Annotated in this window: 19 protein-coding genes; 3 read left to right on the top strand and 16 right to left on the bottom strand. The window is 45.6% G+C overall.

All coding sequences use genetic code 11. From position 1 onward, the window contains the following. Positions 1-81 precede the first annotated feature (81 nt). The 4 genes from MKY97_RS08700 to ilvB form a co-directional block, all read right to left on the bottom strand. Positions 82-1,623 carry a 2-isopropylmalate synthase gene (locus MKY97_RS08700; protein WP_342555053.1) on the bottom strand — a complete coding sequence of 514 codons (1,542 nt, stop codon included), beginning with the start codon at positions 1,621-1,623 and terminating at the stop codon, positions 82-84. 143 nt (positions 1,624-1,766) lie between these two features. Further along, positions 1,767-2,759 carry a ketol-acid reductoisomerase gene (ilvC, locus tag MKY97_RS08695; protein ID WP_090922211.1) on the bottom strand — a complete coding sequence of 331 codons (993 nt, stop codon included), beginning with the start codon at positions 2,757-2,759 and terminating at the stop codon, positions 1,767-1,769. Between the two features lie 323 nt (positions 2,760-3,082). Continuing rightward, entirely contained in the window at positions 3,083-3,565 is a 483-nt protein-coding gene (gene ilvN, locus MKY97_RS08690; protein WP_342555052.1) for an acetolactate synthase small subunit, read from the bottom strand. Then, positions 3,562-5,313 carry a biosynthetic-type acetolactate synthase large subunit gene (gene ilvB / locus MKY97_RS08685; protein ID WP_342555051.1) on the bottom strand — a complete coding sequence of 584 codons (1,752 nt, stop codon included), beginning with the start codon at positions 5,311-5,313 and terminating at the stop codon, positions 3,562-3,564. The genes ilvN and ilvB overlap by 4 nt, the downstream gene beginning before the upstream one ends. Positions 5,314-5,911: 598 nt before the next feature. Between ilvB and MKY97_RS08680 the strand changes: the two genes are divergently transcribed. Then, positions 5,912-6,358: a GNAT family N-acetyltransferase gene (locus MKY97_RS08680; protein ID WP_342555050.1), complete on the top strand. Its 447-nt coding sequence runs from the start codon at positions 5,912-5,914 to the stop codon at positions 6,356-6,358. 6 nt (positions 6,359-6,364) lie between these two features. Here MKY97_RS08680 and MKY97_RS08675 read toward each other — a convergent pair whose 3' ends face one another. The 9 genes from MKY97_RS08675 to MKY97_RS08635 form a co-directional block, all read right to left on the bottom strand. Beyond that, positions 6,365-6,739 (bottom strand): hypothetical protein, encoded by a 375-nt coding sequence (locus MKY97_RS08675; RefSeq protein WP_342555049.1) that lies wholly within the window; start codon positions 6,737-6,739, stop codon positions 6,365-6,367. Positions 6,740-6,916: 177 nt separating this feature from the next. Further along, entirely contained in the window at positions 6,917-7,879 is a 963-nt protein-coding gene (locus MKY97_RS08670) for an ABC transporter permease (protein WP_342555048.1), read from the bottom strand. Beyond that, positions 7,880-8,959: an ABC transporter permease gene (locus MKY97_RS08665; RefSeq protein ID WP_342555047.1), complete on the bottom strand. Its 1,080-nt coding sequence runs from the start codon at positions 8,957-8,959 to the stop codon at positions 7,880-7,882. It abuts the gene before it with no gap. Then, positions 8,952-10,490, bottom strand: a complete 1,539-nt coding sequence (locus MKY97_RS08660; protein ID WP_342555046.1) for an ABC transporter ATP-binding protein — start codon at positions 10,488-10,490, stop codon at positions 8,952-8,954. The genes MKY97_RS08665 and MKY97_RS08660 overlap by 8 nt, the downstream gene beginning before the upstream one ends. Before the next feature lie 308 nt (positions 10,491-10,798). Next, the gene (locus tag MKY97_RS08655; protein WP_342555045.1) at positions 10,799-11,839 is read right to left on the bottom strand and encodes a BMP family ABC transporter substrate-binding protein; all 1,041 of its coding nucleotides are present in this window, start codon (positions 11,837-11,839) and stop codon (positions 10,799-10,801) included. A 573-nt stretch (positions 11,840-12,412) separates the two neighbouring features. Then, positions 12,413-12,772, bottom strand: a complete 360-nt coding sequence (rplT, locus tag MKY97_RS08650; RefSeq protein ID WP_017689664.1) for a 50S ribosomal protein L20 — start codon at positions 12,770-12,772, stop codon at positions 12,413-12,415. 88 nt (positions 12,773-12,860) lie between these two features. Next, positions 12,861-13,064 (bottom strand): 50S ribosomal protein L35, encoded by a 204-nt coding sequence (rpmI, locus tag MKY97_RS08645; protein ID WP_017689665.1) that lies wholly within the window; start codon positions 13,062-13,064, stop codon positions 12,861-12,863. 24 nt (positions 13,065-13,088) lie between these two features. Further along, positions 13,089-13,583 carry a translation initiation factor IF-3 gene (gene infC, locus MKY97_RS08640; RefSeq protein WP_342556284.1) on the bottom strand — a complete coding sequence of 165 codons (495 nt, stop codon included), beginning with the start codon at positions 13,581-13,583 and terminating at the stop codon, positions 13,089-13,091. A 339-nt stretch (positions 13,584-13,922) separates the two neighbouring features. Continuing rightward, positions 13,923-15,161, bottom strand: coding sequence for a glycosyltransferase family 2 protein (locus MKY97_RS08635; RefSeq protein ID WP_342555044.1), 1,239 nt, complete (start codon positions 15,159-15,161; stop codon positions 13,923-13,925). A gap of 707 nt (positions 15,162-15,868) precedes the next feature. Between MKY97_RS08635 and MKY97_RS08630 the strand changes: the two genes are divergently transcribed. Both MKY97_RS08630 and MKY97_RS08625 read left to right on the top strand, forming a co-directional pair. Continuing rightward, positions 15,869-16,396, top strand: a complete 528-nt coding sequence (locus MKY97_RS08630; RefSeq protein WP_342555043.1) for a phosphatase PAP2 family protein — start codon at positions 15,869-15,871, stop codon at positions 16,394-16,396. 50 nt (positions 16,397-16,446) lie between these two features. Then, on the top strand, positions 16,447-17,598 hold the full coding sequence (locus MKY97_RS08625; RefSeq protein ID WP_342555042.1) for a glycosyltransferase: 1,152 nt from the start codon (positions 16,447-16,449) through the stop codon (positions 17,596-17,598). A 111-nt stretch (positions 17,599-17,709) separates the two neighbouring features. Here the strand turns inward: MKY97_RS08625 and MKY97_RS08620 are convergent, their stop codons facing one another. From MKY97_RS08620 to MKY97_RS08610, 3 genes are all read right to left on the bottom strand, one after another. Further along, entirely contained in the window at positions 17,710-19,245 is a 1,536-nt protein-coding gene (locus MKY97_RS08620) for an extracellular solute-binding protein (protein ID WP_342555041.1), read from the bottom strand. A 105-nt stretch (positions 19,246-19,350) separates the two neighbouring features. Continuing rightward, positions 19,351-20,286, bottom strand: a complete 936-nt coding sequence (locus tag MKY97_RS08615) for a carbohydrate ABC transporter permease (RefSeq protein ID WP_342555040.1) — start codon at positions 20,284-20,286, stop codon at positions 19,351-19,353. Positions 20,287-20,322: 36 nt separating this feature from the next. Continuing rightward, entirely contained in the window at positions 20,323-21,228 is a 906-nt protein-coding gene (locus MKY97_RS08610; RefSeq protein WP_342555039.1) for an ABC transporter permease subunit, read from the bottom strand. Positions 21,229-21,573: the final 345 nt, after the last annotated feature.

Below are 21,573 nucleotides of genomic sequence, written 5' to 3'. Positions count from 1 at the left end.
TTTTCGGCTTTAGCTGTTGTACTGTACACGCCTAGTTAGCAGGCCTGAAATTGTGCTTTAAGCACGCGGTGCAGTATTCTTCTACAAATTAACGTTAACACGGTTCGTGTACGTTTTGCGCTTCTCAATCAATTGGTTCAAACCGTCTACGTACGCACGAGCACTAGCACCAAGAATATCTGTGCTCACCCCGCGTCCTTGAACAGAAACCTGATTTTGAGTCAGCACGACATGAACTTCACCAAGGGCATCCTTGCCATGTGTTACCGATTTGATGGAATAATCCGACAGCGTGACCTCTTCCCCACTCACTTGATCGATAGCGTTATAGATCGCATCCACTGAACCATTGCCTTCAGCCTGTTTCTCCACCGCTGCGCCATCCAGCATCGCAATGCGAACTTTAGCCGTAGGCACGGATTCATCACCATACGTAACAAAGATGGATTCCAGTTTGTACACCTCAGGAGCATCCTGCAATTTTTCCTCGATTACAGCAAGCAGGTCTTCATCGGTAACTTCTTTTTTCTTGTCTGCCAGATCTTTAAATTGTGCAAAAGCACGGTTCAACGCCTCTTCGTCCAGCTCATAGCCGAGGTCAATCAAGCGCTCGCGGAACGCGTGGCGACCGGAGTGTTTACCCAGCACCAGCTTGCTCTCTTTAAGCCCAATCGTTTCTGGCGTCATGATTTCATAGGTGGTTTTTTCCTTCAGCATGCCATCCTGGTGAATACCAGACTCGTGCGCAAAGGCGTTAGCGCCAACAATCGCTTTGTTCCCTGGAACAACCATACCCGTCAAACGGCTGACCAAACGGCTGGTACGTGCAATTTCTGACAACTGCAGCGTTGTTTTCGCCTGGAAAAACTCCTGACGTGTTTCCAGCGCCATTGCGATTTCTTCAATCGCCGTGTTACCTGCACGCTCTCCAATTCCGTTGATCGTTCCTTCGATTTGATCTGCGCCATTAAGGATGGCTGCAAGTGTATTGGCAGTGGCCATACCCAGATCGTTATGACAGTGGGCACTCAGCTGAACCTTATCGATATTGTGAACATTTTCCTTCAGATGTTTGAAAATATTTCCGTATTCGTACGGACTCAGATAACCGACCGTATCTGGAATATTGACGACCGAAGCACCCTCTTCAACCGCCATATTCACCATTTCCACGAGGAAATCATACTCGGTACGCCCTGCATCCTCCAAGGAAAATTCAATTTTCGAAAATGTCTTCTTCGCATAACGAATGGCAGAACGTGCTGTATCCAGCACCTGTCCTTTATCCATGCGCAGCTTGTGCTGGCGATGGATCGGCGAGGTCGCTAAAAACACGTGAATACAAGGGTCCTGTGCGCCTTTAAGCGCTTCCCTCACCGCATCAATGTCCTGCTCTCTCGAACGGGACAAGCCAATTACCGTAACATTTTTAACCGCTTTCGCTACGGCGTTAACTGCGGCAAGGTCACCTGGAGATGCTGCCGGGAAACCTGCCTCCATCCGGTCAATGCCAAGCCGCTCCAGTTGATGGGCAATCTCCACTTTCTCACGAGTGTTCAGATTGACTCCTGGAGATTGCTCTCCATCACGCAGCGTTGTGTCAAATACATAGATTTTACGCACGCTTCGCACCTCCTGCTTTATTTATAGCTTCCCGCAAACCAGAATAGCGGCTCACGCATAAGCACGGCCGCTATTCCCAGTTCACGCTCTAAGCTCCTTGGATCTTTTACAATGCTTGTTCAAAAAGCGAGCCAAATGACTGCTTATTTTTTGATCCAGTGCATCATTTCGCGCAATTGTCCGCCAACCACTTCGATTGGGTGTTCAGCTTCGTTGCGGCGTGTTGCCGTCAGGAATGCACGACCGGATTGGTTCTCCAGGATGAAGTCACGTGCGAATTTACCTTGTTGGATATCGGAAAGCACTTCTTTCATCGCTTTCTTCGTATCTTCTGTAACAACGCGAGGTCCAGTTACATAGTCACCGTACTCTGCTGTGTTGCTGATGGAATCACGCATGCTTGCAAGTCCACCTTCATACATCATGTCAACGATCAGTTTCAATTCGTGCAGACACTCGAAGTATGCCATTTCAGGAGCATATCCAGCTTCTGTCAACGTTTCGAATCCAGCTTTAACGAGGGCACTTACACCGCCACACAGAACCGCTTGCTCACCGAACAAGTCTGTTTCTGTTTCTTCACGGAAGGAAGTTTCGATTACGCCTGCACGTGTGCAGCCGATTCCTTTTGCATAAGCGAGACCGATGTCTTTCGCTTTACCTGTTGCATCTTTTTCGATCGCGATCAGACCAGGAACACCGAATCCTTCTACATAGGTACGACGTACCATGTGGCCAGGGGACTTAGGAGCTACCAGCAGTACATCGCTGTCTTTTGGAGCAACGATTTGGCCGAAGTGAACGTTGAAACCGTGAGAGAAGAGCAGTGCTGCGCCTTTTTTCAGGTTTGGTTCGATTTCGTTTTTGTATACAGAAGCTTGAGTTTCATCCGGCAGCAAGATTTGAACCACATCTGCACGGCTAGTTGCTTCAGCCGGAGACAACACTTCAAATCCATCATTTTTAGCAGCGTCAAAAGATTTACCTTCACGAAGTCCGATAACTACGTTCAATCCGCTGTCACGCAGGTTTTGTGCCTGAGCATGACCTTGGCTGCCATATCCGATCACCGCGATCGTTTTTCCTTTCAATACGCTAAGCTCTGCATCCTGTTCATAATAAGTAGTTACTGGCATGTTATAAGTCCTCCTTTGTATTGTAAAGAACCCTTCATTAATGAGCGGGTGTCTCAATGGACCGATAACCTTCGCATCTTGTAAAAAACTGCATGATTGATGCGGGTACCGCTGCACATGATCCGATCCGTTCAGACACCCGCTCGTTAATGCGGGGGTGTGGCTCTCTTTTCAAGCGTTACATCACTAAAATGTTACTTTACAGAAATGACGGGACTGACCCATCTCTATCACATAACGTTTATTTTACGCTAACTGTGCATTTTCACAAGTAAATCATTGTGTTCATGTATGAATCAACCCATCTTGATTGCATTATACCTCTAGACGTTACCCCGTACCAATGCCGTTACACCTGTACGCGATAGTTCACGAATGCCATAAGGCTTGAGCAGTTCAATCATGGCATCAATTTTGTCCGTATCCCCAACCGCCTGTACCATCAGGCTTGCTGGGCCTACATCGACAACCGATGCTCGGAATGTTTCCACTACACCCAAAATTTCCGGACGCTCAGAAGGCTCGGCTTTTACCTTGATCAGTGCAAGTTCACGGGCAACCATCGGTTTGAGGCTGAAGTCAACCACTTTGATAACATCGATAATTTTATAGAGCTGTTTCTCAATTTGCTCGATCGTTTTGTCGTCACCCATCGTAACAATGACCATCCGGGAAAGACCTGGCTCTTCAGATTGACCTACCGTAATACTTTCAATGTTATAGCCGCGTCGACCAAACAATCCGGATACACGCTGAAGGACACCTGGCTGGTCATTAACCAATATCGAAATCGTATGTCTTATCATTCCTCAGCATCTCCCATCAGCATTTGATCGATTGTTGCTCCCTGCGGAACCATTGGATAAACATTTTCATCCTTGCGTACTACAAATTCGACAACGACTGGCCCTGGTGTATCCAAAGCTTCCTGCCAAGCACGCTCTGCTTCTTCCTTGTTTGTTGCGCGCAGCCCCTTCACGCCGTAGGCCTCCGCCAGCTTCACAAAATCAGGGCTCCCTGCCAGGTCGATGTGACTGTATCGATTTTCGTAAATCAGTTCCTGCCACTGACGAACCATTCCAAGTACTTCGTTGTTAATAATTACAATTTTAACCGGAATGTTGTTAATTGCGCAGATAGCGAGTTCCTGAGAACACATCTGCATTCCGCCATCTCCGTTGATGGAAATAACCAATCGATCCGGATTGGCCATTTGAGCACCGATCGCAGAAGGGAAGCCGAAGCCCATGGTTCCGAGTCCACCTGACGTAACCCAAGACCGCGGTTGATTGAACTTGTAGTACTGAGCTGCCCACATCTGATGCTGCCCAACATCGGTGGTTACGATAGCTTCACCTTTGGTAGTGTCGTTCAACATTTCAATAACCCACTGTGGTTTCAATACTTCATCAGAATCTGTGTAGCTGTAAGGTTTTTCCTGCTTCCACTGTTTGATCTGGTCTCGCCATGCATCCGCACGCTCAGCACGCTGCACTTCCTTATTGGCAATCTCCAGTACCGTTTTCACATCACCTACGATCGGGATATCTGTCGCGATATTTTTACCGATCTCTGCAGGGTCGATATCGATATGAACAACTTTCGCATGCGGCGCGAACCCATCCAATTTCCCTGTAACCCGGTCATCGAAGCGTGCTCCAATATTAATCAGCAGATCGGATTGCTGTATCGCCAGATTCGAAGTGTACGTTCCGTGCATGCCCGGCATCCCTGTCCAAAGCTCATGACCACTAGGGAAAGCGCCAAGTCCAAGAAGGGTTGTCGTGATCGGAATGCCTGTCTTCTCTACAAACTCGAAAAGTGCTTCGTGTCCGCCAGAGTAAACTACACCGCCACCTGCAATAATCATTGGGCGTTCCGCTTCCTGAATGGCCTGCGCCAAGCGATCTACCTGTAATTTGTTTGGTACCGTCCGTGGATTGTACCCTCTGAGAACAACAGGTTCGGTGCTTGGTTCAAACAACGTTTTGTTCGCCGATACGTCTTTTGGAATATCGATTAATACAGGTCCTTTACGTCCGGTATTCGCAATATGGAATGCTTCATGGATGATACCCGGCAGGTCTTTTACGTCTTTGACCAGATAACTGTGTTTCGTGATCGGCATCGTGATTCCGGTAATATCGGCTTCCTGGAAAGCATCCGAACCGATGAGGCTTGATACGACATTACCTGTGATAACCACCAAAGGTACGGAATCCATATACGCCGTTGCAATGCCTGTAACAAGGTTCGTAGCACCCGGACCAGAGGTTGCGATGCAGACCCCCACTTTGCCGCTCGCACGGGCATAACCGTCAGCCGCGTGAATGGCACCTTGCTCGTGACGAGTCAAAACGTGTTTGAAATCTTCAAAACCATACATCGCATCGTAAATGTACAATACTGCTCCGCCTGGATAACCGAAGACACAATCCACACCTTCAAGCAGCAAACTTCTCAGCAGAATCTCGGAACCGCTAATGACCTCCGGCTTCATCCATTTTTCACGTAATTCATCTGTTGATCGTACTTCTGGAATTTGAGCTCCCATCAGTCATCCTCCCCTCGGAATTTACACCATTCTGACATTCAAAGTTACAAAAAAAACCTTCCATCCCTGCAAACAAGTTCATGCTTGCGAGGGACGAAAGGTTATCGCTTCCGTGGTACCACCCAACTTTGTCCGAAATTTCGCAATAACGGACCTTACCAGGTATAACAAAACGATGTTCAAACGAACACAGTCGTCTCCCATACCTGTTGTCTGTAACGCAGACTTACGATTCCCCCTAATACGCAAGGATTTGACGATCCAATGCTTTTCAGGAAAACAGCTCCGAGGTGAGCTCGTATATAAGGGATAATGGTGGTGGTTTCAGCAAATCCAGCCACTCTCTGAGCAAAAGAGCCCTTAAAACTTCGTCCTCTTCATAGCCGATAAAATATTCTCGTTAAATGTTAGGAACATTATATGATTCCTCCAACCGATAAGTCAATACCTGTTTTTGATAAAATTGTACAAACCTCTTTTTGCAGACTCTCTTCACCCTATTTTTACCCTGAGCCTCCGCCTTCATACAGTCACCTTTTATCTCGCCTCAGGCATAGGATATACAGGCTGCACAACTGGCCCTGAAAGGAGGCTCCGCATGATTATTCGTCAGCGTTCATCCAAACTGGATGACGGCGCCATTATGAAGCTGATTGACACGCAGCTTGTTCCTCTATCACATATGAGTGAGAAGGAGATCCATAAAATACGCAAAGAAATACCCCTGCGGATGAACAGGGGCATGACCTTTGTCATCTCGCCGGAGCCAAATCAAGCTGCTGTCGCATTCATTCATTTTCTCATGCATGGAGAACTGCTCTACGTCGATATGATGGCCGTGAGCACCAAAGAACAGCGCAAACGTTACGGACAGACGTTACTGCATAAAGCAGAGAGCTTTGCGGTATCTCGCGGCTGCCGAAAATCCAAAGTTATGGTGGACGAGGGCAACACAAAAGGATTTCAGTTTTACCAAAAAAACGGATATCAAAACCTAAGATATATTATGGTGAGCCGCTGTTACGAAATGGAAAAAAGACTCTAGTTTCTTCTAGAAAATGCCTGGTGGTCTAGGACCTGGACCATAAGGACCGTATCCTGGGCCCGGGCCATATCCCGGTCCCGGACCATAACCGGGTCCATAACCAGGACCGTATCCAGGTTTCGGACCCGAACCATACCCCGGACCGTAACCAGGACCTGGACCATAAGCGTAAGGCAGCGTTGCAATCGCCAGTAAATCAAACAATACCAGAGGTAAAATGGCCTTGGTACGTACTTTTTTTCCGCCGAGACGCTTGAGAACGAGTTTGCTGCCTGATACTTTTAGCAGTTTCCCTGTAACCCGAGTACCGTCTTTTTTGATCGCAACAATGTTTTTGCCTATGAGTTTCATCGCTTCAGTACGCATGACATGTTTTTTCATACTATCCCTCCTCCTCGGATCATTCAAAACAGTGTATTCGTCCAAGACTGGATTCGCCTGTTTCTTTGTCCATACCGAAAAAGTTGGGTGCTTAGAAACAAATACAAAAAAGGCCCGCTCGATTGCGGACCTCTTGTGTATAACGTATTCCTGATACAGCATTAAATCGTATATTTATTACCTCTTACCCGGATCATACGGTTCTCCCAGTGCAGATGGCGCCGAAGAACGTCCCACTGCTGCTACAAGCACAATAAGTGTCAGCAAGTAAGGCAGCATGTAGATAATTTCCTGGGGAATACTTTGGGTCCATTCAAAATTTTGCACATAGTTTCGAATGGCTTGAGAAAATCCGAAAAATGCCGCTGCTCCAAAAGCCCCGATCGGATTCCATTTACCAAAAATCATCGCTGCTATAGCAATAAAACCTTGTCCCGATACCGTATTGTGCGAAAAAGTCCCTGTCGTCGTCAGTGTAATGGCTGCGCCGCCGACGGCTGCAAGTGCTCCACTGATCATCACACCGATATAACGGTAACGACGCACTTTAATACCTACTGTATCGGCCGCACTTGGATGTTCACCCACTGCACGCAGACGAAGGCCAAAAGGTGTTTTGAACATAATGTAATAGGTCAAAAACACAAATAATATTGCCAAATACGTTGGTGGATAAACATTTTTGAAGAGCGCTTCTCCGAGCAAAGGAATATCCTCAAGAAAAGGCACATTGAATTTGTTAAATCCTTGAACCAGAGGTGAATCTCCAGAACCTTCAAACAGCAGTTTTACCATGTACAGCGTACTTCCTGCTGCCAAAAAGTTAATTACGATACCGCTGATAATTTGGTCAGCTTTAAACGTGATCGAGGCCACTGCATGAATAAGTGAAACGAGCACACCAATGACTATAGCAAGCAGGACTCCCATCCATGCTGCTGTCGTTCCGCCCATACCCGCTTCCTGAGCATAGTGAGCCCCAATACCGGCCGCAAAAGCACCGAACACCATAAAACCTTCAAGACCAAGGTTTGTTACTCCGGATTTTTCCGAAAAAATCCCCCCGAGGGAAGCAAAAATCAATGCCGTAGCAAAGACAAGCGTCGTATTAATAATTTGCCCGATTGTCAACAAGTCCATCTACAACACCTTCTCTTTCTTGCGCTTGGAATAGAACGGTTTAAGAATCCAGCGCACGATGCCTTGTGCTGCAATGAAAAAGATAATCGAACCGATGACAATCCGAATAATCTCCGGCGGTACATCCGCAGCAAAGCTCATTCCTGCTGAACCGTATGTGAGAGTTCCAAATAGAACTGCCCCCAGCAATACACCAAATGGATGATTCAAACCAATCAATGCTACGGCTATACCATCAAATCCTGTTCCAGGTGAACCCGTCATTAAGGATTGATAGTGGAATACACCCAAAATTTGAAAAGCGCCGCCCAAACCTGCAAGCATACCGCTAATAAACATCGCTTTTACAATATTTCGATTAACACTCATCCCTGCATATTCTGCTGCGTTCGAGTTGAGACCTACAGCGCGAATTTCAAAACCCTGCTTCGTTTTCCACATATAAATATAAAAGACTACAGCCATCACGATCGCAATCAACGTTCCCATATGAACGCGGGAGTCCCCCATTAATTCAGAAAGCCAAGTCAAACTAATGGATGCCGTGTCGCTGATATCTGCTGAACGATTGTCGCCTGGAAGCAGTAAGAACTGTCTTACGATAAGGTTGGCCAGATACAATCCGATCCAGTTGAGCATAATACTGCTGATTACTTCATTAACCCCGCGAGCAGCCTTCAAATAACCTGCAATGGCAGCCCAAAGTCCGCCAAACACCGCACCCGCAATCAACGCCAGAGGCGCGTGAATATAAATAGGCAGACCTGCGAACTTCACACCTACGAAGGTAGCAGCAGTCATACCTACGAGAAACTGTCCTTCGCCCCCAATATTAAACAGTCCGGCGCGAGCGGCAAAAGCAAACGCGAGCCCTGTCATGATGAGTGGTGTCATCTCACGAACAGCTTCACCGAAGTTGTACATATCGCCAAACACCTTTTTAAACAATGCACCATACGCTTCAAATGGGTTATATCCACCAATCATCATAACAATTCCCCCGAGAATGAGTCCCATCAGAATCGCCACGACTGGCATAATAAATGAATCCCGGGTAAACCATTTTAATACTTTATTCATGCACAGTACCTCTCTTTTGGGTGCTGCCCGCCATCATCAAGCCGAGCTCCCTGTCATTGGTTTCTTCCGGCAGCACCTCACCTACGATCTGTCCTTCGTAGATCACCGCAATGCGGTCCGAAACGTTCATGATCTCATCCAACTCGAACGAAATAAGCAGCACGGCCTTCCCCTGGTCTCGTTGTGCGATCAATTGCTTCTGTACAAACTCGATAGCTCCTACGTCCAGTCCACGAGTTGGCTGAGCCGCAATCAGCAATTCAGGGTTTTTATCGACCTCACGGGCGATAATGGCCTTCTGCTGGTTTCCTCCGGACAGCGAACGCGCTTTTGTCTCGATGCTCGGTGTACGCACGTCAAATGCTTCAACAAGCCGCTTGGCCTGCTTTTTGATTGCCTCAAAGTTAAGGAAACCTTTGCGCGTATACGGTTCCTTGTAATATGACTCCAGAACGATATTTTCGCTCACCGAAAAATCCAGAACAAGCCCATGCTTATGTCTGTCCTCTGGAATGTGTGCGACACCCGCCTCGGATATATGACGCGGAGAGTGGTTGGACAGTTCTTTCCCCTGCAGGCGGATTGATCCACTGTCGACTTTACGCAGGCCAGTAAGAGCTTCAATTAATTCACTCTGGCCATTACCGTCAACGCCGGCAATACCGACAATTTCTCCGGCACGCACATTCAGATTGAATTCGTTCAGTACTGCGATTCCTTCTTTGTTTTTGGACATCAACTTGCTGACCTCAAGCACATTGGCTCCAGGCGTGGCAGGCTTCTTGTCCACTTTGAACGTAACGTTGCGGCCAACCATTTTCTCTGCCAGTTCATTCGGATTCGTTTCCGATGTTTTGACGGAATCAATGACCTTGCCACGACGAATAATGGTTACTGTATCCGAAATCTCCATGATTTCTTTCAGCTTATGGGTAATGAGAATAATCGACTTGCCTTCTGCAACAAGTTTTTTCATGATAACCATCAGCTCTTTGATTTCCTGCGGTGTAAGTACCGCTGTAGGTTCATCGAAGATCAGAATGTCCGCACCGCGGTACAATGTTTTAACAATCTCAACACGCTGCTGCATACCGACAGAGATATCATGAATTTTGGCATGAGGGTTAACCTTAAGCCCATACTGCTCGGACAATCGCTGTACTTCTGCAGCAGCCTTTTTATAGTTAATATTGAGACCCTTCTTAGGCTCGGATCCCAAAATAATGTTCTCTGTTACCGTGAACGGCTGTACAAGCTTAAAATGCTGATGCACCATACCGATGCCAAGATCGATTGCCCGGTTAGGACTATCGATGATGACAGGTTTGCCATTCACTTCAATGGAACCTTCATCTGGCTGATAGAGACCAAAAACAATATTCATTAATGTTGACTTACCAGCGCCGTTTTCGCCCAGTAGAGCATGAATCTCGCCTTTCTGAAGCTGAAGGCTGATGGCGTCGTTGGCAACAATGCCTGGGAAACGCTTCGTTATCTGTTTCAACTCAACGACGGGGGTTGCTGCACCCATGTAATCACCCTTATAACTGATATAGTGTGGTTCCGCAAACGTAAAAAAAAACGTCTATCGACGTACTTTATGGAAGAAAGATCGCACTTTACTGAAATTTTTCTTGCGATAATACAGTTGTTCAGCTCCGCTGAAAATATCTTAAAACTCTATTATCTTAAGAAAAGCTCCGATCCGGAGCAGTGTTACAAATGTCACCTTGTACAAATGTTATGATGGCTTGATCAAATGTTCCTGTCTTTACAATCACAAGGCCGGTCAAGACCGGCCCTGATAATTATATTCAGCAATTTCAAACACCTGCATTATTACTCTTTAGGTACTTTGATTTCGCCGCTGATGATTTTTTCTTTGTATTCGTCAACTTTGGCCAAAACGTCAGGCTTCACGTTTTTACTGGAAGTATCTGCAATGCCTACGCCGTTATCTTTCAAAGTCAATGTTTCTGCTCCACCTTTGAATGTTCCGTCAATCACTTCTTTATTAACACGTTTAACTGCTTCATCCACTTTTTTAATCATGGAAGTCAGCGTTACTTCATCACCGAACTCCAGGGATTGGTCCTTATCGACACCGATTACCCATACATCCTGACCTTGTTTCTTACGAGCATCTGCTTCTTTAAACACACCGTTACCAGTTGCACCTGAAGCGTGGAAAATGATGTCTACGCCTTGGTTGTACAATGTAGCAGCTGCAGCTTTACCCAGGTCAGGCTTGTCAAAAGCACCTGTGTAGTTTGGAATAAATTGAGCGTCAGGGTTAACTGCTTTAACCCCTTCTCTGAAACCTACTTCAAACTTTTTAATCAGTGTGCTCTCTGCTCCGCCTACAAAACCAACTTTATTTGTTTTTGTTGTCAAACCAGCAACAACACCTACGAGGAAAGAACCTTCTTCTTCAGCGAATGTTACGGATTTCACGTTAGGTGCATCCACTACGCTGTCGATGATTGCAAGTTTGGCATCCGGATTTTGATCAGCTACTGCTTTGATCGCTTTTTCCAACTGATAACCGATACCCCAAGTCAGGTTATATCCACCTTTAACAAATTCGTTCAAGTTTGGAATATATTCTTCATCCGATTTACTTTGCAGGTATTTAACTTTTGCACCTGTTTCTGTATTGGTTGCTTGAAGAGCTTCCCAAGCGGATTGGTTAAAGGACTTGTCGTTTACGCCGCCTACGTCAGTAACCATACCGATTTGAATATCGGATTTGGCTTCGCTTGCAGCACCGCCGTTGTTTCCACCAGCGTTTGATTCTTCTTTCGGTTTGCTTCCGCATCCTGCGAGCATGACCGATACTGCCAGCAGCATCACCAGAGACAAGCTGAGCATTTTTTTCATTTCTCTTTTTCCCCCTTAATAATATGTCCCTTTCAAATCTTGTCTGCACTGCACGGACCAACAGATAGGGAAACAGGTTAGAAGCGGAATGTTTGGTTAATTGGAATGAAAAGCGCATTCTTATCTTCACAACATCTGCTCATCTGTCGAAAAACCGAACATTATGACCCGAAAAGAAAAATTTAGGACTGACCTACTAGAGGTGATTATACAATCAACCAGTGTTAAAATCCAGATGTATAATCACCAAAGTTCACTTATTTTTGTACTTTTTTTATTGAAAGCGCTTAATAATTTAACGTTTTAACACACTAACGTTACAGCGATGTGATGTTGTGTAACAAACACTTACCATCACTCCCCTTATGCATCGCAAAAGAGGCGTGTTTCTTTGCATTATTCCACCGTTCGTATTTTATGTAGTGTCATGTTGTGTTATTCACTAAGGAGCATCGCAATTTGTGCTCTTATCTCCTGATGCTGCGATGTATCTAGGTTGTTCTTCCTACGCTGTTCTTATTCTCCAATCCGTAAAAAAAGCCGCCGTAGTACGGCGGCTTACATTATACAGATTTAAGCGTTGATTTTACCTTTAGCTACAGTCGCCAAAGAGTTGAACGCATTGATGTCATTAACGGCCAGATCAGCCAACATTTTGCGGTTCATGTCTACTCCAGCAAGTTTCAATCCGTGGATCAGTTTGTTGTAAGACAAACCGTTCATACGTGCTGCAGCATTGATACGAACGATCCACAGTCTGCGGAAGTTACGTTTCGTGTTGCGACGGTCACGGTATGCGTATACCAAGGATTTCATTACTTGCTCATTAGCTGTTTTAAAGATACGGTGTTTGGAACCGAAATAACCTCTTGCCAGTTTCAAAACCTTTTTATGACGACGACGTACTACAAAACCGCCTTTTACTCTTGCCATATTAAAGAACCTCCCAAATAAATATAAATGTATCCGTGGTATGTGTATGGCCGAAGCCAATCCCCCGTACGGAATCTAGTATTTTGAATTAACCTTTCAGGTTAGCCAAACCTTGTTTCAAACGTCTCACGTCACCTGCAGCCATAACCGGGTTACCGTTCAGAACGCGCTTCGCACGTTTGGATTTGTGAGAAAGCAAGTGGTTTTTGTGAGCTTTGTAACGAAGGACTTTACCGGAACCGGTAATTTTGAAGCGTCCTTTCAAACTGCTGTGTGTTTTCATTTTAGGCATATTGTGTTTCCTCCTCCAATGTTATCAGGCTTTAGGAGCCAAGATCATGATCATACTGCGGCCTTCCAGTTTGGGTTGACGCTCAACGGTACAAAGTTCTGCAACTTCCACCTTAACGCGTTCCAAAATCTTTTGACCAATAGACGCATGTGCAATCTCACGTCCGCGATAACGAACGGAGCATTTCACTTTGTCGCCTTCTTTCAAAAACTTAATTACATTACGAAGCTTCGTCTGATAATCGTGCTCCTCAATATTGGAACGGAACCATACTTCTTTAATATCAACAATTTTCTGGTTCTTACGGGCTTCTTTTTCTTTCTTCTGCTGCTCATAGCGGAATTTGCCATAGTCCATGATGCGGCACACCGGCGGTTTAGCCTGTGGGGCCACATTGACCAGGTCCAAGTTCAGGTCAATTGCCATTTGAAGTGCTTCACGAATGGGTGTAATCCCGATTTGTTCTCCTTCAGCTCCGACAAGGCGTACTTCCTTCGCCCGAATCTCGTCATTAATCATGTGATCTTTACTAATAACCGTCCACCTCCAGGTCATTTTGAATATCCAGTTACACAAAAATAAAAGGGATGCCGGTCAAGCTACCGACATCCCTGTAATCAACACAATTCTTCATGAGTATACACTTCATAAATTATTGGGATCGTTGACCAGCCAACTGATGTTGGACAGGTGAGAAGTCGGACTTCTGCTTGTGATTCCATTTTGTTATTTGTTTAACGCACTTGAACACTATACCATTCGCCAAGCATCGTTGTCAACATATACAGCATATTTTTTTGAAACAGTATGACAAGACTCATAGCAGTGTACTGATTCTCACATTACTCTATCCGAAAGTTAACCTTGTTTGCTCTGCACTTCGTCCAGACGTACAACCCGTGTGTGCTGTGTGTGGCTCCACTGTTTGTTGTTCTGTGTGAAGAACGCATAGAAGGTAATCGGATACCACGACAGCAGATAAATCGGGAACAGGATCAGATACAGATACACTTTGGCAAAAGTAACTTTCTCCAGAGCCATCGATAACAGGAACGTCAGCACGTTCATACCGATAGCAATGAACCCAACCCATAGCGGGAAGTAGCCATAGATATTGGCAATATGCGGCCCATCCAGCACATAGATATCGATCGACATTACCGCCGTCAATAGAAAGGTAAGAAGCACTACATATACATTGGCACCATACACAGCAAGGTCAAACTTCACCAGACTTCTTTCTTTGATCGACTGCCAGAGCAGCGGGAAGAAGTATCTTCTGGCAACCGTAAAGTGACCCTGCATCCAGCGCAGGCGCTGTCTTGCAGACGCTTTGAATGTTAATGGTTTCTCATCAAATACTTTGGCATCATAGTTAAACACTGGATATACATTACGCTGCACGCTGCGCATGGTAAACTCCAGATCTTCTACCAGACTTGTAGCTCCCCAACCGATATCTTTTAGCAAATTCGTCTCGAAGCACATGCCCGTACCACCGAGGAAATTCGCCATGTTCAGATTATGACGGGACAACTGCCACAAACGGTTGATGTACCAATACGATACACCATAAGCAGCTGTAATCCATGAATCTTCAGGATTCTTTGTATCGATGTATCCTTGAATAACACGTGCTCCATTGCACAAGTCGTTGTTCATCTCGCGCAGGAAGTTCTGTTCCACCAGATTATCGGCGTCGAACATAACTACCGCATCATACTGGCGCGGCAAATCCCACAAGTATTTAAGCATCCATTCGATGGCATAACCTTTACCTCTCAGGTCAGGATTCGTGCGCACACAGGCATTCCAGCCATGCTCGCGAACGATATCTGCCGTACTATCTGTGCAGTTGTCACAGATAACAAATACATCGTACAGATCCCTAGGATAATCAAGCTGCTTCAGGTTTTCCATCAGCGCGCCAATAACTTGCTCCTCATTGTGCGCCGCAACGAGCACGGCAAATGATTTTGAAGCAGGATAATTTTTCTTTTTCTTTTTCTTATACAGACCGAACAGCGAAAACGTGAATTGGTACACGGCGAGCAGTGCCAGAATGACCTGCAGCGTGACAAATATAGCGTCCAACATCGTTCTCTGTTACCCCCTTTTAATAAAACCCAAATTACTTCGGCATTTCTCTTCCTGATTCTGCATTTTGTTTTTTTGTAATTGCAGAATATGACCCTGTGCTTTTGTTTACTACGTCAGTGATACAGGCAATGTTTCAAATCATGGCTGCGGCCCGTGGGCTGCTTTATCGATTCTGTATTCTTTTCAGCGATTTGTCAAAACCCCAATTCTACTGTCTGAAGCAGAAATGTGAACTTTAAACGCTGAATAGCCACTCCTTGATACCACAACCTCGCATTCATGCCTGTTATATCTTATTTTCAGCCGTTTTCTTGATTTTTATTTCTAAAGTCCCTTCTTTTTTCTGCGGCTTGCTGCAGATTAACTGCACCTCTACTTCAAATAACGTAAATGGGCACCAAAAAGTTTAATCTAAAACTCACATTTTTTTACCTCATTTCAGCCACGTTGAATCATTGTATCTTTTTTCAAGGATTGAAGTCAAAAAAATACACTGGTTTTTTACCCACTCTTTTACATGAATTTTACGTTCTTTACATGTGTTCTTCTTGAAAAGGACAACATTTAAAAATATGATAAACATATGTCTGAAATAACCTCAAGACTTCAAAAAACGGTTATATACTAATCAGGTGGAAACCGGACACCCGCAGCATCCCGGAAATACTGCCGCCCTTGGGGCGGCCTACTGGCAGGAGGCCAATATGAGCCGTTTTTTCTTAAAGTTCCAAGAGTATGATCGTAACGTATTTATGTGGATTAACGGCCGACTTCATAATCGGTTTATGAATTTCTGGCTGTACTATTTCACCCACCTTGGTGGAGCAACTTCTTCCATTGCTGTATCTCTTTTGATCTGGCTGCTCGCCCCGGCTCCATGGAGCACGATTGGACTTCAGGCCTGCATTGCTTTAGCCGTAAGTCACATCCCAGTAGCCATAGCCAAAAAATTGTATCCTCGCATTCGGCCCTATCTGGCCCTGCCTGATACAATCACTTTCCGCAACCCTCTGACGGATCATTCGTTTCCGTCCGGGCATACGACTGCTATTTTTTCGGTTACAGTGCCCTTCATGGCTGCTGAACCGTTTCTACTGCTAACACTGCTGCCTGTGGCTCTTATTGTCGGATTCTCCCGAATCTATCTGGGGCTCCACTATCCGTCCGATGTTTTGGCAGGAGCTGCAATCGGTACTTTAGTCGCACTTGCCGCAGTTGCATTCTGGCCTTAAAGCCGATATGTTAGACTCAGGAAAACCTAGCAGGAACAGGTGAAGCAAGCGTGGAGAAAAAAAGAATCTTACTATTATCTGAAGGGTTTGGTGCAGGACACACCCAAGCCGCTTATGCATTGTCCAGCCATTTACGAAAGCTCTCTCCCATGATTCAAACCAAAGTGCTTGAGCTGGGAAGCTTTCTCAATCCAAAAGTAGCGCCACTTATTATTAATGCGTACAAAAAAACGGTGACCAATCAACCGAAACTTGTTGGATACATGTACAAACAGCAGTATAAAAAACCTTTAAACCGGCTGACAACTCTTGCACTGCACAAATTGTTTTACACACATACCCGCAGTGTCGTTCGTCAGCTGCATCCGAGTGCCATTGTCTGCACTCATCCGATCCCAAGTGCTGTAATCTCTCGTTTAAAGCGGCTGGGAACGAATGTCCCGCTGTGCAACGTCTTAACTGATTATGACGCACACGGTACTTGGATTAGTCCTGAGGTTGATCTGTATCTCGTTTCCTCGGAAGAAGTAAAGTCAAAATTGATGTACCGAGGTGTAGCTGTAGACAAAATCAAAGTGACAGGTATTCCGGTTCACCCGAACTTCTGGGAACACCCTGGACATGAAGAGATTCGCAGCAGATTCAATCTGAAGAACATGCCCACTGTGCTGGTGATGGGCGGTGGTTGGGGAATGATTAGTGATAAGGTTGTCCACCAGCTGCTGGCACGCTGGCATGAGGATATCCAGATCATTTTCTGCCTCGGGCGTAACGACAAAATACGCACCCGTATGGAACAGGACCCGCTGTTTCAACAGGAAAATATCCATATCATCGGTTATACGACGGAGATTGACAAATTAATGGAAGTTTCCGACCTGCTGATTACCAAACCGGGTGGTATGACCTGCAGTGAAGGTTTAGCCAAAGGTATTCCGATGCTTTTTCATAATCCAATTCCCGGGCAGGAAGAAGAGAATGTGCATTACTTCACAGCCAGAGGTTTGGGCGAACCCCTAACCTCACTTGATGTGGTCGTACAATGGATGAATAAACTCCTCCACCATTATCCGGAAGTAGTCGAGAAAAGGAAACGGCATCTGGCCGAAATTGCCAAGGTGCATCCGATGGAAAGCGCCCACTGCATCATGAATTTGCTGCAGGATCTGCAGTCCTCCTCTTCCGAAGAAACACGAGTATAATCAGAACGATCCGAGCATCTCGCATTCATCATTTCTTTCAATTCATGAGTAAAGGTGCCTTCAAAACGAAGGCACCTTTTTTTGGTTTTTTAGAGCAGCGGCTTCATCGCCTTACTGTATACCCGCCGTTTTCAGATACTCCTGCCACTGCTTTGTATACTCGGATTGGATTTTCTCCAGACCTGCCTGCTTGGCTTTCTCCATAAACGTGTTCAGACCGCCTTCTACATCTGCGACAAGACCTACGTTAAGCGGATACAAGTACTGCTTCTCCACCTGCTCCAAAGCCGCTTTTTCTGCTTGATAAGGGGTCCAATCCTCGGCAAAACCGGTGAAAATATCCGGTTTTTTAATCTTGTCGAGGTCTTTAAACATGGTCAGCACATCATCAAAACTTTTGTCATACAGCATAAACTCCGGGTTACGCCATGCCCATCCATTCATACCTTCACGCGGGAAGCCGTTGCTTTGGGCATCGCCGATCATATGATAATAACCATCTTTCACTTCAAAGTTTTTGCCTTCCACACCATACTCCGTCAGCCAGTTATATCGTTTATCCGTCACAAGCTTCTCATAAAATGCCAGTGCTCTTTCCGGATTTTTGCTGCTGCGCGGAACAGCAAAACCGTTATGAATCGGATGCACCGGCTGTGCAAATCCTTTGGCATTCGGATAAGGAAAATATCCCAGCTTCCAGTCCGGGTGAGTGGATTGGACCTTAATTACGTCGGAATTGAATTTGTTCGGATTCTCCCCGGCAAGAACGACAGCCGCCTTACCATTCTGCAGCAGTGAATTGGATGTATCCTTGACGTTCAGCACGTTTTTCGGGAAAAAGCCTTTATCCATCCAGCGTTTATATGTTTTGAGATCCTCCAGATGCTGCGGTGAGCCCCAATAGGACGTTACCGTCGATGGTGAGTCATACATAATTTCCAGGCCGTATGGAAGCTGTCCTGCCGTATTTACCAGCTTGGAAGTTAATTGACGAACCCCATGAGTGTGGTTTGCACTGCTGTCTGCGATCGGAATCATATTGGGCTCGTTTGCCTTGATGCCTTCCAGATAAGCTTCGAGCGTTTCCATAGACTCAGGCTTCGGCAGATTATACTTCTCACGCAAGTCTTCGCGGTAAGCAATGCCTTCTGTTACGTATTCAATCCATGTGGATGGAACCGTGTAGATTTTGTCATTGATCTTAACCGCATTCCACATATCATCCGGGACATGAGATTTAAGCGCAGGTGTCTTTGCAAGAAGTTCATCCAGCGGCAGGAAAGCGCCTTTTTTGGCATAGGACTGATAATTCGTCCAGTCCGCTGTAAAGATTAAATCGATTGGCTGTCCGGAAGACAGCAGCAATTTATATTTTTGATCCCAGTCGGTCCAGGACGTGAAGTTAAATTTTACATTAACATTTAAATCCGCTTCAGCCAGCTTGTTAATCTCGGACTCAATTACAGGCAGATCTTTGGGCGCATCACCAAGCATGTAAAATTGCAGTGTTACTTTCTCGCCTTTATTGTCCGATGAGCCTCCCTGCGCATTCCCTCCTGACCCGCCGCCATTACAGGCAGCCAGTACCCCGGCAAACAACATCAGAGCAAGTACCATAGACAGGTGCCGAATCATTTTATTACGCATGTGCATCCTCCCTTTTTGTGTTAAATCTATATGTTAGCGCAGACCCGCCATGCATCAGACCCTGGATATCCAGCATCGGCCTGACGTCCCCAGCGTGGATACGTTCTAACCTTTAACTGCACCAATCGTGAGTCCTTTGACAAAATAGCGCTGCACAAACGGATACAAGAACAAAATGGGACCGGTAACGATAATAGCCATTGCCATCTTGGTGGACTCTGTTGGAACATCCTGACTGAGGGTAACCCCCGTACCAATCGCCATCTGGTCAATGAAGGTAATGGTATTCATCGTGTTGTAGAGATAAAACTGAAGCTGATACATATCCGGATTGTTAATAAATAAGGATGATGTAAACCAGTCGTTCCAGTACCCCAGAGCAAGAAACAGTCCAACGGTGGCGATGCCGGGCATTGCCAGTTTCAGCACAATGCTGAAATAGATGCGAAAATCGTTGGCTCCGTCGATCTTGGCCGATTCAATCAGCTCATCCGGCACAGCGGAGCGAATAAAGTTTTTCATCAGAATAATCAGAAACGGAGTCATAAGTCCCGGGAAAATCAGAACGGTATACGTGTCCGTCAGGTTAAAATAGTTCGCCAGCATGATGTACCAAGGCACAAGTCCCCCACCAAACAGTGTTGTAAAGTAGATGAAGAAGGAGAACGTGTTGCGGTATTTGAAATCCTTGCGCTGCAGCACAAATCCGGCCATGGTGATAAAAAACAAGCCCAGTGTCGTACCAACTACCGTGGTAAACACGGTTACCCCGTATGCTTTCAGGACCTGGGTTGGGAATTTGAACACCATTTTGTATCCTTCCAGAGAAAAGTGTGTTGGAAAGAGATGATAACCGTCCCGTACGATGGATTCGTTGCTGGTGAATGAGCCTGACAAAATGAGCAGAAACGGCAGCAGGCACATGATGGACAAAATAATGATGACAGTATAAGCGATCACCTGAAATGCCAGGTTGAATTCGGAATCCTTTGCATGAGTGCGGGTTCGAAGCCGTCTTTGGGTATGCGTTTGTGTGCTCATGATAGCTCTCCCTTCTGCCCTGCGGGCGTGTTTATTCTAGAACAAGGCGTAGTCTTCATTAATTTTGCGAATGATGTAGTTGACCGTCATAATCAGGATGAAACCGAATAACGACTGGTACAGCCCCGCTGCGGTTGCCATACCGATATCGAAGGTGACTTTTAATGATCGATATACATACGTATCAATAATATCCGTAGCATTGTAAAGTACGCCGTTATTTCCAATGAGTTGATAGAACAGATCAAACTGCCCCTTCATGATGCTGCCCAGTGAAAATAACAGGAGAATAACAAAAGTTGGTTTCAGCATCGGCACCGTAATGTACCAGATCCGCTGGAAGATATTTGCCCCATCAATGCGGGCCGCTTCATAGTACTCGTCACTAATTCCGGTGATCGCAGCCAGATAGATGACCATGCTGTACCCCAGATTTTTCCACAGATAAAAGATAATAATCAGAAACACCCAAATCCATGGAGTGTTGTAGATATCCACTGGTCCTGCCTCGAATCGTTTGAGCACAGTGTTCACGAACCCGGATTCATAATTAAACATGTTGTAAGCGATTACACTTAATAGAACAAAAGAAATAAAGTATGGCAGGAACATGACGGACTGGGTAATTTTTTTGAACAGTTTGCCCCTGATTTCACTAAGCATGATGGCACAAAAGATCGCCAGGCCATTCCCCAGTATAATAAAAGCCAGATTGTAACCTACCGTGTTCGTCGTAAGTTTCAGCAGCATTCCCGATTGCCAGAGGAACTTGAAGTTCTCCAGTCCAACAAATGGACTGCCGAATAACCCGCCTGCAAAATCATAACTGGTAAATGCGTAGTAAATACCGACCATCGGAAAATACGAGTTAATGAGAAAAAAGATCAGCGTGGGCAGCAGCATCAGAAACATGATTTTGTTTTTGTTCAATTCTTTGAGCATGGCTCGATCCCTCCCAATATGCAGCAGTGGTACGTGTGAAGCTCTGAATTTATTGTAGGCTGCCCTCTTCATCGCTGGATACTGAAGCTTCCTGCAAATTGATGAACGATGCTGCGAATGGAGCTGTGAACAATATGCACCAATCATGAAATGAACACACGTACGTTCACAAAAGTTGATATCGTGCACAGCATCATGGAGGTGAACAATCCAGCGATCGTTGAACTTTATCTAGGGAAAAGGAACCAAAACACTCGTCCAGCGTTGATGTAAACGCATACATAATATATAATATATAATTCAAGTTACCTTGCTCTTCTGTTCTACCGCATGTGAAATCAGATC

The organism is Paenibacillus sp. FSL R7-0652 (genome assembly GCF_038595045.1).
In the GTDB taxonomy this organism is placed as follows: Bacteria; Bacillota; Bacilli; order Paenibacillales; family Paenibacillaceae; genus Paenibacillus.
This window is presented reverse-complemented; position numbering and strand designations above follow the sequence as displayed.

What these genes read in the sequence shown, in the direction of transcription:
- MKY97_RS08660 (WP_342555046.1), bottom strand. Translation starts at nt 10,490, where the DNA reads ATGGGTGCAGCAACCCCCGTCGTTGAGTTGAAACAGATAACGAAGCGT.
- ilvB (WP_342555051.1), bottom strand. Translation starts at nt 5,313, where the DNA reads ATGGGAGCTCAAATTCCAGAAGTACGATCAACAGATGAATTACGTGAA.
- rplT (WP_017689664.1), bottom strand. Translation starts at nt 12,772, where the DNA reads ATGGCAAGAGTAAAAGGCGGTTTTGTAGTACGTCGTCGTCATAAAAAG.
- MKY97_RS08670 (WP_342555048.1), bottom strand. Translation starts at nt 7,879, where the DNA reads ATGGACTTGTTGACAATCGGGCAAATTATTAATACGACGCTTGTCTTT.
- MKY97_RS08655 (WP_342555045.1), bottom strand. Translation starts at nt 11,839, where the DNA reads ATGAAAAAAATGCTCAGCTTGTCTCTGGTGATGCTGCTGGCAGTATCG.
- MKY97_RS08635 (WP_342555044.1), bottom strand. Translation starts at nt 15,161, where the DNA reads ATGTTGGACGCTATATTTGTCACGCTGCAGGTCATTCTGGCACTGCTC.
- MKY97_RS08680 (WP_342555050.1), top strand. Translation starts at nt 5,912, where the DNA reads ATGATTATTCGTCAGCGTTCATCCAAACTGGATGACGGCGCCATTATG.
- MKY97_RS08630 (WP_342555043.1), top strand. Translation starts at nt 15,869, where the DNA reads ATGAGCCGTTTTTTCTTAAAGTTCCAAGAGTATGATCGTAACGTATTT.
- MKY97_RS08610 (WP_342555039.1), bottom strand. Translation starts at nt 21,228, where the DNA reads ATGCTCAAAGAATTGAACAAAAACAAAATCATGTTTCTGATGCTGCTG.
- MKY97_RS08620 (WP_342555041.1), bottom strand. Translation starts at nt 19,245, where the DNA reads ATGCGTAATAAAATGATTCGGCACCTGTCTATGGTACTTGCTCTGATG.
- MKY97_RS08665 (WP_342555047.1), bottom strand. Translation starts at nt 8,959, where the DNA reads ATGAATAAAGTATTAAAATGGTTTACCCGGGATTCATTTATTATGCCA.
- infC (WP_342556284.1), bottom strand. Translation starts at nt 13,583, where the DNA reads ATGATTAATGACGAGATTCGGGCGAAGGAAGTACGCCTTGTCGGAGCT.
- rpmI (WP_017689665.1), bottom strand. Translation starts at nt 13,064, where the DNA reads ATGCCTAAAATGAAAACACACAGCAGTTTGAAAGGACGCTTCAAAATT.
- ilvC (WP_090922211.1), bottom strand. Translation starts at nt 2,759, where the DNA reads ATGCCAGTAACTACTTATTATGAACAGGATGCAGAGCTTAGCGTATTG.
- MKY97_RS08615 (WP_342555040.1), bottom strand. Translation starts at nt 20,286, where the DNA reads ATGAGCACACAAACGCATACCCAAAGACGGCTTCGAACCCGCACTCAT.
- ilvN (WP_342555052.1), bottom strand. Translation starts at nt 3,565, where the DNA reads ATGATAAGACATACGATTTCGATATTGGTTAATGACCAGCCAGGTGTC.
- MKY97_RS08675 (WP_342555049.1), bottom strand. Translation starts at nt 6,739, where the DNA reads ATGAAAAAACATGTCATGCGTACTGAAGCGATGAAACTCATAGGCAAA.